General features: G+C 38.2%; 13 protein-coding genes. 10 read left to right on the plus strand and 3 right to left on the minus strand.

Annotation, left to right across the window (positions count from 1 at the left end):
* Positions 1-71 precede the first annotated feature (71 nt).
* The 7 genes from HII17_RS09485 to HII17_RS09515 all read left to right on the plus strand — a co-directional run bounded on the left by HII17_RS09485 (position 72) and on the right by HII17_RS09515 (position 5,668).
* Positions 72-1,328, plus strand: a complete 1,257-nt coding sequence (locus tag HII17_RS09485; protein ID WP_169075137.1) for a putative HlyD family type I secretion protein — start codon at positions 72-74, stop codon at positions 1,326-1,328.
* A gap of 197 nt (positions 1,329-1,525) precedes the next feature.
* Entirely contained in the window at positions 1,526-1,699 is a 174-nt protein-coding gene (locus HII17_RS09490; protein WP_169075138.1) for a hypothetical protein, read from the plus strand.
* Complete coding sequence (locus tag HII17_RS09495; RefSeq protein WP_169075139.1) at positions 1,699-1,872, plus strand: hypothetical protein; 174 nt, start codon at positions 1,699-1,701, stop codon at positions 1,870-1,872. The genes HII17_RS09490 and HII17_RS09495 overlap by 1 nt, the downstream gene beginning before the upstream one ends.
* Positions 1,873-1,920: 48 nt before the next feature.
* Positions 1,921-2,235 carry a hypothetical protein gene (locus HII17_RS09500; RefSeq protein ID WP_169075140.1) on the plus strand — a complete coding sequence of 105 codons (315 nt, stop codon included), beginning with the start codon at positions 1,921-1,923 and terminating at the stop codon, positions 2,233-2,235.
* 159 nt (positions 2,236-2,394) lie between these two features.
* A complete protein-coding gene (locus HII17_RS09505; protein ID WP_169075141.1) occupies positions 2,395-4,566 on the plus strand; it encodes a peptidase domain-containing ABC transporter in 2,172 nt (723 codons plus the stop codon).
* Between the two features lie 186 nt (positions 4,567-4,752).
* Entirely contained in the window at positions 4,753-5,244 is a 492-nt protein-coding gene (gene folA, locus HII17_RS09510) for a type 3 dihydrofolate reductase (RefSeq protein ID WP_169075142.1), read from the plus strand.
* A gap of 34 nt (positions 5,245-5,278) precedes the next feature.
* Positions 5,279-5,668: a hypothetical protein gene (locus tag HII17_RS09515; protein ID WP_169075143.1), complete on the plus strand. Its 390-nt coding sequence runs from the start codon at positions 5,279-5,281 to the stop codon at positions 5,666-5,668.
* Here the strand turns inward: HII17_RS09515 and HII17_RS09520 are convergent.
* Positions 5,658-6,158: a putative 4-hydroxy-4-methyl-2-oxoglutarate aldolase gene (locus HII17_RS09520; protein WP_235938700.1), complete on the minus strand. Its 501-nt coding sequence runs from the start codon at positions 6,156-6,158 to the stop codon at positions 5,658-5,660. The genes HII17_RS09515 and HII17_RS09520 overlap by 11 nt on opposite strands.
* Before the next feature lie 182 nt (positions 6,159-6,340).
* The gene (gene argR, locus HII17_RS09525) at positions 6,341-6,814 is read right to left on the minus strand and encodes a transcriptional regulator ArgR (protein ID WP_169075144.1); all 474 of its coding nucleotides are present in this window, start codon (positions 6,812-6,814) and stop codon (positions 6,341-6,343) included.
* 323 nt (positions 6,815-7,137) lie between these two features.
* Between argR and mdh the strand changes: the two genes are divergently transcribed.
* Together mdh and HII17_RS09535 are read left to right on the plus strand one after the other, a co-directional pair.
* Positions 7,138-8,073 (plus strand): malate dehydrogenase, encoded by a 936-nt coding sequence (mdh, locus tag HII17_RS09530; RefSeq protein ID WP_169075145.1) that lies wholly within the window; start codon positions 7,138-7,140, stop codon positions 8,071-8,073.
* A gap of 203 nt (positions 8,074-8,276) precedes the next feature.
* Entirely contained in the window at positions 8,277-10,268 is a 1,992-nt protein-coding gene (locus HII17_RS09535) for a methyl-accepting chemotaxis protein (protein WP_169075146.1), read from the plus strand.
* Between the two features lie 73 nt (positions 10,269-10,341).
* Here the strand turns inward: HII17_RS09535 and HII17_RS09540 are convergent, their stop codons facing one another.
* Complete coding sequence (locus tag HII17_RS09540; RefSeq protein WP_169075147.1) at positions 10,342-11,082, minus strand: type 2 periplasmic-binding domain-containing protein; 741 nt, start codon at positions 11,080-11,082, stop codon at positions 10,342-10,344.
* Positions 11,083-11,262: 180 nt separating this feature from the next.
* On the opposite strand from HII17_RS09540, the gene HII17_RS09545 reads away from it, so the two are divergent.
* On the plus strand, positions 11,263-12,045 hold the full coding sequence (locus HII17_RS09545) for a 3-hydroxybutyrate dehydrogenase (protein ID WP_169075148.1): 783 nt from the start codon (positions 11,263-11,265) through the stop codon (positions 12,043-12,045).
* Positions 12,046-12,089: the final 44 nt, after the last annotated feature.

The following is a 12,089-nucleotide window of genomic DNA, read 5'->3' on the forward strand; positions in this document are numbered from 1 at the left end:
TTGTACAGAAACTTGACTTATTTTCATATAAGTCTTATTTTTTTTGTAACGAAATATTCAAAGGAATTGAAATGTCGTTATTTAGGCAGGAAGCCGTAACTCATCAAAGTGTGCGCTTAACAGGCGCTGTATCCTTAGCTCAACCATTATCTATCAAACTTACAGTCTTTATCTTGATGTCTGTGATTTTTGCGATTGTCACCTTTATATTTAATGCTGAGTACTCACGTAAAGAAACTGTCCGTGGTTTTCTAATTCCTAATAAGGGGGTAATTAAGAGCTTTGCTAGCCAAGGAGGCACAATCGAAAAGCTATGGGTACAAGAAGGTGATCGAGTTAACAAAGGTGATCCATTAGTTAATTTAGTTTTGAAGCAAAACAGTGCTGATGGTGTGAGCCTTAGCAGTAAACTGCAGAAACAATTGAAATCACAATTAGCTTTACTCGATGATGAGATTAGCCAACATGAAATAATTCGTATTCAAGAGCGTAATAATCTTGAGAATAAGGAAATTTCGTTGCAGCAAGAGAAGCTAGCGTTGGAGAGTCAATTTAACTTTGCAGATGAAAAGCTTGAGCTTTTGCTGGCTCAACAGGCTTATATTGAACGACTAAATAATAATGGTTTCGTTTCAAGAGTTGAGAAAGAGGCCCTAATACAGGAATTGCTGCAAGCTAAACAAGAAAAACAAAATATCTTACGCTTGTTGCTTCAACAAAAAAGTCAATTAAATCAAGCGATTTTTGATAGAGAAAACTTACCTCGTAAATATGCATTGCTAATTAGCAATTTAATGCGGAAGAAAGCTGAAATTCAAAATCAACTTGATCAAGTGAGAAATAATTATCGTTACACAGTAACGGCAAGCAATGCTGGCACTATAACAGGTATCCAGATCGTAGAAGGAGAAACTTTACCTTCTTCTAAAGGGCAATCAATACCATTACTTCATATATTGCCCGTAGAGTCTGTATTAGTAGCAGAAATTCTTGTACCTACACGATCTTCTGGTTTTATTGAAAATGGTCATGTTTCTCGCTTGAGGTTTGATGCATTTCCTTATCAACGATTTGGTTTCATCGAAAGTGTCATTACTCGAGTAGATAGGGCAATCATTGCACCAAGTGAGACCTCACTCCCTATTGTATTGAAAGAGCCCGTTTATCGACTAAGAGCGACGTTAAGGCAACAAGAGATGTTAGCTTATGGGCAAAAATTTGAGCTTAAAAGTGGGATGTTATTTGAGGCCGATATTATGTTGGAAAAACGTACACTTATTGAATGGTTATTAGAACCTATATACAGCTTAAAAGGGCGAGTAAGTTAATAGATATTATTAAAATTCGTACCTGAATTCTTCTAATTAAGCAAAATTAAACAATTTGTTTTATTGGAAAGTAAGAGTGGCTGACTTTGGTTAACTTTGAATGGACAACTAAAGCCAGCCTAATAATCGTTAAAACATTTAATAGTTTTAACAAATCACTACCCGACATTAACGTCGGATAAATGGAGTATAACATTATGCGTGAATTAAGCGTAAATGAAATTAAAGAAGTTAGCGGTGGAATAAACCCTGCTGTAGTAATAGTAGCTGTCAAAGTCGCTCAAAAGTTAGCACCAGTCGTCAAGGCTGCTGCAACGGCGGCGGCATCATATATCGCAGGGTCGGTTGGTTATGAATTGGGGAACGGCTAATGCGTAGTTTAAATGAAAATGAAATTAATAAAGTCAATGGTGGTATAGCTGTCACAGTAGGCATTGTAGTAGGTTCGTTTGTCGGTGGTTATATCTATGGAAGACTTACAAGAGAAGAGCCCAAAAAAGAGCCGTGTAAACCAAACGAAGTAACTGGTACACAGTGCGCATAGGAGGTTGAGGCTATTGGAAAATAGCCTCAAAGTATTTGAGGAGTAATCATGAAAGCAGGAATTTGCCCGCATTGTGAAAAGAAGATACCAAACAAATCTTTAAGAAATTTGCAAAACAATAGAGCAATCTACTGTCCTTTTTGTGCGAAACCTATTCGTATAAATCAAAAAAGTATTATTTTGACTGTGGCTATATTTAGTGGAATAGCAGGAATCATCGGCAAAGATTTATTTAATGTTTCGTTAATGACAGGGCTTTTGATTGTAGTGTCTTTTGCAATTCTATTTTCATTAATTTATTTGCGATTTATTGGCATCTATTTTCCTTTGGAATGTGCTGAAAATGAAGATTTATACTTATGAAACAGGACTACTTTAAATTCAGTTTATTGTCTCAATGTATGGATGCTCACAAAGTCTATTGCCTTACCTCTATAATCTTTTTGGTAATTACACCAAAGTATTTGCACGAGTGTATTAAAGATTAGGAAAGGTAATATAGAAAGAACTTAGGTGTAAAGAATGAACAAACCAAAGTTAAGTTTTAATGATGGACTATTAAAGTTCAATAATAGTAAACGCACACCGTTAATCCTCCAATCTGAAATTGCTGAATGCGGACTTGCTTCAATAGCTATGATTGCAGGTTACTTTGGGCATCACTTGGATATGCAATCAATTCGCAAAAGACATAATGCCAAGTTGCAAGGCTTGAATTTAAAACAATTAATAGAATTAGGAGACAGTTTGGGCTTAGCTAGTAGAGCATTACAATGTCCTCTACAAGAAATTGATAAGTTGCAACTTCCTTGTATTCTCCATTGGGACATGAATCACTTTGTTGTTCTAACTAAATTAAAAACTAGTAGCTCTGCACATAGGTTTGAAATTAACGATCCCGCGCTAGGCAAGCGAGTGCTAAAAATCGAAGAGTTTAGTAAACACTATACAGGTATTTGCTTGGAGCTTAGCCCTACAAATAAGTTTGAGCGCAAACAAGAGCGTAGTGAGATGAAATTTTCACAACTATGGAGTTCAATTTATGGTCTAAAAGAAGGATTATTTAAGCTCATTTCTTTATCCCTAATATTACAGTTTTTGGCGCTTTTAGCTCCTTATTATATGCAATGGGTTGTTGATGAGGTCCTTATAAGTTTTGATGAATCACTTTTAAAAATTTTGGCTATAGGTTTTGCATTAATTGCAATTGTTTCTGTAGTTACTGCAGCCGTCCGAAGTTGGCTGGTTTTAAGGATTTCAAGTCTTTTGAATATGCAAATGGGTATTAATTTGCTTAGACATTTATTGCGGTTACCAATGAATTACTTTGAATCTCGACATGTTGGAGATATTGTCTCAAGGTTTGGTTCACTCTCGGAAGTTAGGGAGCGCATAACAACAGGGTTTGTTGAAACACTTGTCGATGGTTTTATGGCTATAGCACTTTTTGCAATGATGATGCTTTATTCCATAAAACTAACTTTGATAGTTTTAGGTGTGATAACACTTTACCTTATGGTTCGCTTTGTATTATATCGTCCTTTACACCTCGCTACAGAAGAATTAATCCAAAACTCTGCTAAAGAACAGTCAAATTTCTTAGAAAGTGTTCGAGGAATTCAGACAATTAAGCTGTTTTGCAATGAGTCACAAAGGCAAAACTTGTGGCAGAACCGCTATGCTGAGGTCATTAATAGTGAGATACGGATAGGTCGATTGAATATTAGTTTTGATTCATTTAACAAACTGCTATTTGGATTAGAAAACATATTAGTTATATATTTGGCTGCAATTATGGTGATGGCGAATACTATGACCATAGGGATGGTGTTGGCTTTTATAGCTTATAAAAGCCAACTAATTTCTAGAGTCACAAATTTAATAGAACAAATCATACAGTTTAAAATGATGCGTCTACATTTAGAGCGCATTGCAGATATCGCTTTGTCCAAACAAGAGTCACAAATAAATGATGAGCCGATTGTTTTGCTGAATGAGTATTGCCAGCCTAAGGGGCAGCTTACCCTAGAAAACATTTTTTTTAACTACGGCAATGAATCACAATCAGTTTTAAAAAACGTCAATTTAACGCTAGAACCAGGAAAGTCAGTAGCTATTACGGGAGCTTCCGGTGTCGGTAAAACTACATTAATGAAGATAATGTTGGGGCTTTTAAAGCCAACTAGCGGGCGGATATTGCTTGATGGAAAAGATATAGTCCAGAGTGGTTTAGCAAATTACCGTAAAAAGGTTGCAGCAGTTATGCAAAATGATACTTTGTTAACTGGTTCAATTGCAGACAATATTAGCTTCTTTGATCCTAAACCTGATATTGAGAGAATTGAAGAATGCGCTCGCTTTGCATCAATCCATGAAGATATAGCCCATATGACAATGGGATATGCCACTTTAGTTGGTGATATGGGTACAAGTCTATCGGGCGGTCAAATTCAAAGGATTTTTCTTGCCCGTGCATTATATCAGCAACCATGTATTCTTTTTTTAGATGAAGCCACAAGTCATTTAGATAAAGAGAATGAATCTAAAATCAGTGAACAAATTCAACAACTACCCATGACGATAATTATGATTGCTCATCGACAAGAAACAATTGAAGAAGCGGATGTTGTTTACCAGTTAAATAATGGGTTACTTGAAGAGAAGATGGATAAGTGTCTACAAGAGGTAGGTTAGCAAAGAGAAAATGTTTCACATATATAAGCACGTTAAATGTTTTAGTTGAGTTATACGAGTTGTGTTAGCGAATATGAATTATTTTTATTAATTTAATTATTGTTTGTTTGGATAAATCAAAGCTTTGCTTTTAACGTTACGCATCACTTAAAATAGTCATATAGTTTTTCCTTTATTAGATTTTATATGACGACGCTTTCAATGATTGTTGCCCATGCTGATAACCGTGTTATTGGTAAAGACAATGATATGCCTTGGCATTTACCAGCCGACTTAGCTTACTTTAAGAAAACAACGTTAGGGAAGCCTGTTGTTATGGGTCGAAAGACTTATGAATCGATAGGACGCCCGTTACCTGGTAGGCAGAACATAGTTATTACCAGAAACCCTGATTATCGAGTTGAAGGAGTCGATGTTGTCGCGTCAGTCGATGAAGCATTAGCCAAAGCTGCAGATGCCGAAGAGATTATGGTGATTGGTGGTGGTGCTATTTATCAACATTGTATGCCGGCGGCAGACAAACTATATGTTACTCATATTGATGCGGAAATAGCAGGCGATACCTGCTTCCCTAGTTATGATGTTGATAAAGACTGGCAAAAGGTGGCAAGCGAAAAACGAGAGGCAGATGAAAAGAATGCTTATGCCCTCGACTTTTGTGTTTATCATAGGCGTTAGTGCTGATAACTTATTTTAAATAGGAAAGGGCCAAATGATCGATTATTCGATATCAGACTTGGAAGAGTTAGTAATAGGTCGAGCAATTTCGTCATTGAGCGTTAACGATCTTAACCAGCACACGGAAGAGCTGTTAAAAGACCCAAAATTTCTCCCCGGTATGAATGGTCTTTATGACTTTAGCGGCATAGAAATGATTACCGGCAGCCCGAATGAGTTTGTTCGTTTAGCAGATTCTATCTCTGACAAAGAACAAATACCGGTGCGAGCAAAGGTTGCAGTGGTGTGCGAGTTAGACTCTAGCTTGCACAAAGCACTAATCGGTTATCGTTTAATGGTGTCCAATTCTGCAGTTGAATATGAATTCTTTTCAAGCGAACAAGCGGCGCGTTCGTGGCTAGCTCGGACTGACATTAACTCGTAATAGATAATTGCTTTTCGCTGACCAGTACCCCGTTCTGGTCAGCATAGATCCAGTCGTTGGGTTTGATGTTCACGCCAGAAAATCGGATGCAGATATCTTGATCACCGATATTGCGCTTTTCAGTTTTTATTGGAGTAGTACCTAACGCTTTAACCCCAATATTTAGTGTGTTGATGGTGGTAACGTCGCGTATGCAGCCGTTAATTACTAGGCCTGCCCAACCGTTTGCTACAGCAGCTTCGGCAAGCATATCGCCTAATAAGGCACGGCGCATAGAGCCTCCGCCGTCTACAACTATGACTCTTCCATTGCCGGGTGTGTTAACTAGCGCTTTTACTACGGAATTATCTTCAAAACACTTTACGGTAACTGCTTGCCCGAAAAAGACTTGGTGTTTGCCATAGTGTTGGAATTGAGCCTCAAATACACAAACCTCATTTGGGTATTCGTCGCATAAGTCTGGAAGTAAGTCGTAGCAGTTGTTCATCATAAACCTTCTCAAGGTGTGGAAGCTCAATACTACGATAAAACAAGGAGATGAAAAGTGACAATTAATCTAATTAATAGTGAATATTAGTAATAAAAAAGCTCCCTTTTAGGGAGCCTTGTTAAATTCATTTGCAATACAGGTGGCTATATTTTTCTGATTGTTAAAAAATTATAGTGCTGTATTTAGCCCAAATTCTTTTGAAATAGGTCTTCTAACTTTGTAATTGTTTCGTCTATTTGATTCACGTTAGTTGGTGCAATGAAAATAGTATCATCGCCAGCGATAGTGCCTAACACGCCGTCACTTTTACTAACGCTGTCGAGTAAACGAGCAATGAGTTGTGCTGCACCTGGACTGGTGTGGATAATGATCATTACTTCGTTATGCTCTATATCTAAAACTAGTTGCTTAAGCGGACTTTTTGCAGTTGGCACGCCAAGTTCAGCTGGCAGACAATAGACCATTTCTTGGCGAGCATTGCGCGTGCGAACGGCACCAAATTTACTCAACATACGTGATACTTTTGATTGGCTAATATTATCAAAGCCCTGTGCTTTTAGGGCATCAACAATTTCGCCTTGCGAGCCGAATTGTTCTTGTTTTAATAAATCTTTAAATGCTTGAACGAGTGCTTCTTGTTTTTGTTGTGCGGTCATATTGCTTTGCTGTAATAATTAATATTGGAAAAGGTAATACCTAAGTCGGATACCATATAAATTTTTTTAGTCTATCCTCTACTATACCAAGATATGGGTAATTATGCTGAATTTAAATGCTGATAAAATTACCCACTTGGCTAATTAACTTTCTAACACTAAGGAAATAGTAAAAATTCACATGAAAAATGTGTAAAGGAAAGTTGCTTATTTAGTGGTTTTATTAAACGTTAACCACGATTAATCATTTGTTTTTTGTGCACTAATACTATATCTTTTGGGCGACAAAAATTTACGTAAATACTCAAATCTGGAGAATTCCAATGAAAGTTGCTGTTTTAGGCGCAGCTGGCGGTATCGGCCAAGCGTTATCTTTACTATTAAAAACTCAATTGCCAGCAGGCTCTGACTTAGCATTATACGATGTTGCACCGGTAGTACCTGGTGTTGCTGTAGACTTAAGTCACATCCCAACAGCAGTTAATGTTAAAGGCTTTGGTGCTGACGACTTAGCGCCAGCGTTAGATGGAGCAGACATTGTAATTATTCCAGCAGGCATGCCGCGTAAGCCAGGTATGGACCGTGCTGATTTATTCAACGTTAATGCGGGTATTATCAAAACGTTAGCAGAAGGTATTGTTGCTAACTGCCCTAAAGCGTTAGTTGGTGTAATTACTAACCCAGTAAACGGTACTGTGCCAATTGTTGCTGAAGTATTCAAAAAAGCAGGTACATACGATGCTAACCGTGTATTCGGTGTAACTACTCTTGATGTTATCCGTTCTGAAGCATTTATCGCTGAATTAAAAGGCGTTGATGTTTCTTCTGTGAAAGTACCAGTAATTGGTGGTCACTCAGGCACTACTATTCTTCCACTTCTTTCACAAGTTGAAGGTGTGACGTTTACTGATGAAGAAGTAGCTTCTTTAACACCACGCATTCAAAACGCTGGTACTGAAGTTGTAAACGCTAAAGCAGGTGGTGGTTCAGCTACATTATCAATGGGTGCTGCAGCAGCGCGTTTTTGTATGTCTCTGATTAAAGGCTTGCAAGGTGAAGACGTTGTTGATTACGCATATGTAGCGGTTGAAAATGGCGATGCGGCTTACTTCGCTCACCCTGTTCGTTTAGGTAAGAATGGTGTTGAAGAAATCTTATCTTACGGTGAATTAAGTGCTTTTGAACAACAAGCAAAAGAAGACATGCTTGCGACATTAAATAACGATATCCAAGAAGGTATCGACTTCATTAACGGCTAATATTCATTATCGTTAAAGATTTAAAAAAGCCACGTTTATACGTGGCTTTTTTATTATTCCTATTAAGGTTTGTCTATTCTAAATAAGTAAAATAAGTGGGTTAGATCAAAGAAAAGCGATATAACTATTTCACTTTCTTGCATAATCATTCCTAGTGCATATACTCGATAATTGAAATTTATCTCCTCGGAAAAGGATGCTCGATGCTTACTTCACTTACCATGAAGAAAAAATTGCTATTGCTAATGGCAATCCCTTTGATAGCTGTCATTGTTTATTCTGGTATTCAAATTGTTAATGCTAATAAAGCGGCAAATAACGCAGAACAAACTACTCACTTATTAGAGCTAGCTATTGCCAACTCACAACTTGTACATGAACTGCAAAAGGAGAGGGGCTTAACTGCTGGTTATTTTGGTTCAAATGGCAGTGACCAATTTCGTCGAAAACTAGCGAGCCAACGTCAACTCACAGATAACAAGTTGGCTACTAAGCACAGTGTTACCGAAGGTCTTAGTGATGTAATTGCTAAGTTAGATCTTACTGGCATGCGCAGAGAAAATACGCAGGCATTAAACCAGTTAGCGAAAATTCGACAACAAACTGATGCATTAAGTATTAGCGCCGGCGAAGCCATCGGGTATTACACAAAAACTAACGGTGCCTTGTTAAACGTTGTTTCAACTATTGCTGAAATATCGGACTCACCTGAAATAAAGCAACAAGGCTTGGCGTATTATAATTTTGTCCAATCTAAGGAAAGGGCGGGTATTGAAAGGGCTGTGCTAAGTAATACGTTTGCTAAAAATAGCGCTTCATTAGCAGCTTATGTAAAATTTAAAGAGTTAGTTTTACTTCAAGATACTTATGCAAAAGAATTTGAAAATATCGCAAGTCCTGATGTCTTGGCTTTTTACCAATCGAAAATAAAAGGTCCCGAAACTAATGCGGTAATAGAATTTAGACGTATAGCTGAACAGCAGAATTTAAATGGTAATTTTGGTGTTTCGGCTACTCAGTGGTTTGATGCTGCAACTAAGCGAATTAATATCCTCAAGAGTATTGAAGATTACATAGCTAGCAATATTGAACAGCAAGCGAATCAACAATTATCTAGCGCTCAGTGGACCAACTGGTTGTATATATTGATTACGGTAATTGTTCTAGGTGTATGTGTATTAGCCGGTATTGTTATAGTTAAAGGACTTACTCGTCAGGTAGGTGCCTTAGTCGATACCTTAGATTACTGTTCGACGAATAATGCATTAGATCGAAAGCTTGTTGTTAACGGTCATGATGAATTTAGTGTCATCTCCAATGCATTAAATGATGTGTTTGAGACTTTCCGCAGTGCAATTAGTCAGATCACCTCAAATAGCGAGTTATTAGCGACGTCGTCAGAACAAAACTCTGTAACCGTAGAACAAACTAGCAAAGCGCTCTATGAACAAAAAGAGCAAACCTATCTAGTAGCAACCGCCATGGAAGAAATGACACATACCATTCATGAAGTGTCTAACAATACCAATCAAACTGCAGATGCTGCCAAAAATGCGGAGACAATTGCCAATGACAGTGCCGTCGTAGTGGCGAAGTCAGTTAAGCAAATAGAGCAAGTTTCGCATGATGTTAGTGAAGTGCATAATGTGGTGGCTAAGCTCAATAGTAGTAGCGCGGAAATTACGAATGTTGTCGATGTGATTAAAGCGGTAGCCGAGCAAACAAACTTACTAGCACTAAATGCAGCAATAGAAGCCGCACGTGCTGGAGAGCAAGGGCGTGGCTTTGCTGTTGTTGCTGATGAAGTAAGAACGCTTGCGCAACGTACACAGGAATCGACGCTTCAAATTGAAAATATTATTAATGAATTTGCCAAAGCGACAAGTGAAGCTTTTAACATAATAGGTTCATGCCAAGAGCGCGCAAAAGAAACCGTTGAGCAAACAGGCGAAATTACTCAATCCATCGGCGATATAACTAGTGCCATCACAGTGATAAACGATATGTCGACGCAAATAGCGAGTGCAGTAGAGGAACAAGTTGTCGTGGCCAACGATATTAGTGAAAACATTAACAAGATTAGTGGCGCCGCTGATGGTACAGCCAATGCGGCAGAAGATATTGCCGCGACAAGTGTTAGTCAGTCTGAAATGGCCCAAGACTTGAAAAACTTATCAGGCAGCTTTGTCGTTTAAGGCGGTCAGTTGAGTATTAAAAAGCCGCTATAATTGGCGGCTTTTTTAATGAATTCACTATTAAATACTTCGGCTATCTATATTGTTCAAGTGTTGCTTGCCAATCGGGATCAAATTGTAGTTGGTCAATGATTGGCGTTAAGTACTGATAAATGGTTCGTTGTGATTTGGGAATAAGAATACGGCGGTCGTATATATCATGAGGCTTTCTTGAAAGATGAAACTTTCCTTGCCAATGATTGACTTTAATCATGTAGTCAATTGTGGAACGACTGACTACCGCAGCATCAATACGCTCAGCTAACAGCATGGAAAACAAATCGACTTCGTTAACGGTATCGACCCGCAAGGCTTTTTTCTCTTGAATCAGCTCGTTAATGCCAAAGTAATAAAAGCCGCGCACTCCGCCAAACACTTTATTTGTTAATGATTGTGAGTCGTTATACTCAAGCGGTTTGGTGTTTAGCGAGATTACTTCATCTCGATCGGTAAATACCCTAGACGTCCAGTAATACTTAGTTTCTTTTTTATCTTTGAACCACACTGGGTTTACGCCGAGTAATATTCCGTCAAGAATATTTTCTTCTAACATACGTTCAAGGCGCTTTCTTGGCACATGAATTAATTGAAATTGGTATTGGTTACTATGTCTGTTGAGATAGTCAACAAAATCGAAGTAAAGGCCTGAGTTTATCGCGGAATTGACAATAAGCGGTGGTTTAAGGTGATAGCTGTAGACCGAAATGACAGGCTTATCTTCAGCAAATACTGAAGAGGCTAATAATAATACTATGATGCCGAAAATTTTTGTCATAAAAAAGTTTAGGTAGTTAACTACAAGTAACTATAACGCAAAATATGTGCAGTCTATATGACAATGAAATTTAATTTAAATTTATATGCTCTAAAGTCGCTTGGCACTAAGGTGCTAATTATTTAGCTAGTTATTTCAGTTAATCTTGTTGATTACTGAATAACAGACAAGAGAATAAACATGTTAGCTGGCAAAACCGCACTCATCACGGGTTCATCAAGTGGTATCGGCTTAGCAACGGCAAAGGTGCTTGCTGAAAATGGCGCAAATATCGTTCTACATGGCTTAATGTCAGACCAAGAAGGTGAGACATTGGCTCAAGAATTTGTCGATAAATATCAAGTAAAAGCCATTTTTGACGGTGCTAACTTGATGGATGCCAAAGCGATTTCTACCCTAATGGAAAGAGCTAGCGTTGAAATGAGTGGCGTTGACATTCTGGTTAATAACGCTGGAATTCAGCACACTGAGCGGGTAGACACCTTTCCTCAACCCAAATGGGATGCCATTATTGCGATTAACTTAACCGCAGCTTTTCATACTACTCAAAAAGCATTACCTAGCATGAAAGCAAAAGGTTGGGGGCGAATTATAAACATTGCTTCGGTCCACGGTTTAGTTGCGTCTCTTAACAAGTCAGCTTATTGCGCTGCAAAACATGGAATTATTGGCTTTACCAAAGTAGTAGCTATGGAAAATGCGGAGCTTGGCATTACTGCTAATTCGATTTGTCCAGGGTTTGTCGATACGCCACTTATTACCGAGCAAATTCAACAAATGGCTGATCGAGACGGCATCAGTTTTGAGCAAGCAAAGCGTCAAATTGTCATTCAGAAACAGTCATTGCCAGATATGATGGATCCTCGTCAGATAGGCGAGTATGCCTTATTTTTATGCTCTGATACTGCACGCACGATTACCGGAGCGTCATTGACTATCGATGGTGGTTGGACGGCTCAATAATTCTCTTATTGCCCTTTGATAACTTCCGGGTATGAATCGAAGTG

It is taken from the genome of Thalassotalea algicola (assembly GCF_012932965.1).
In the GTDB taxonomy this organism is placed as follows: domain Bacteria; phylum Pseudomonadota; class Gammaproteobacteria; order Enterobacterales; family Alteromonadaceae; genus Thalassotalea_F; species Thalassotalea_F algicola.

What these genes read in the sequence shown, in the direction of transcription:
- HII17_RS09535 (WP_169075146.1), top strand. Translation starts at nt 8,277, where the DNA reads ATGCTTACTTCACTTACCATGAAGAAAAAATTGCTATTGCTAATGGCA.
- HII17_RS09545 (WP_169075148.1), top strand. Translation starts at nt 11,263, where the DNA reads ATGTTAGCTGGCAAAACCGCACTCATCACGGGTTCATCAAGTGGTATC.
- HII17_RS09485 (WP_169075137.1), top strand. Translation starts at nt 72, where the DNA reads ATGTCGTTATTTAGGCAGGAAGCCGTAACTCATCAAAGTGTGCGCTTA.
- argR (WP_169075144.1), bottom strand. Translation starts at nt 6,814, where the DNA reads ATGACCGCACAACAAAAACAAGAAGCACTCGTTCAAGCATTTAAAGAT.
- HII17_RS09540 (WP_169075147.1), bottom strand. Translation starts at nt 11,082, where the DNA reads ATGACAAAAATTTTCGGCATCATAGTATTATTATTAGCCTCTTCAGTA.
- HII17_RS09520 (WP_235938700.1), bottom strand. Translation starts at nt 6,158, where the DNA reads ATGATGAACAACTGCTACGACTTACTTCCAGACTTATGCGACGAATAC.
- HII17_RS09500 (WP_169075140.1), top strand. Translation starts at nt 1,921, where the DNA reads ATGAAAGCAGGAATTTGCCCGCATTGTGAAAAGAAGATACCAAACAAA.
- folA (WP_169075142.1), top strand. Translation starts at nt 4,753, where the DNA reads ATGACGACGCTTTCAATGATTGTTGCCCATGCTGATAACCGTGTTATT.
- HII17_RS09515 (WP_169075143.1), top strand. Translation starts at nt 5,279, where the DNA reads ATGATCGATTATTCGATATCAGACTTGGAAGAGTTAGTAATAGGTCGA.
- mdh (WP_169075145.1), top strand. Translation starts at nt 7,138, where the DNA reads ATGAAAGTTGCTGTTTTAGGCGCAGCTGGCGGTATCGGCCAAGCGTTA.
- HII17_RS09505 (WP_169075141.1), top strand. Translation starts at nt 2,395, where the DNA reads ATGAACAAACCAAAGTTAAGTTTTAATGATGGACTATTAAAGTTCAAT.
- HII17_RS09490 (WP_169075138.1), top strand. Translation starts at nt 1,526, where the DNA reads ATGCGTGAATTAAGCGTAAATGAAATTAAAGAAGTTAGCGGTGGAATA.
- HII17_RS09495 (WP_169075139.1), top strand. Translation starts at nt 1,699, where the DNA reads ATGCGTAGTTTAAATGAAAATGAAATTAATAAAGTCAATGGTGGTATA.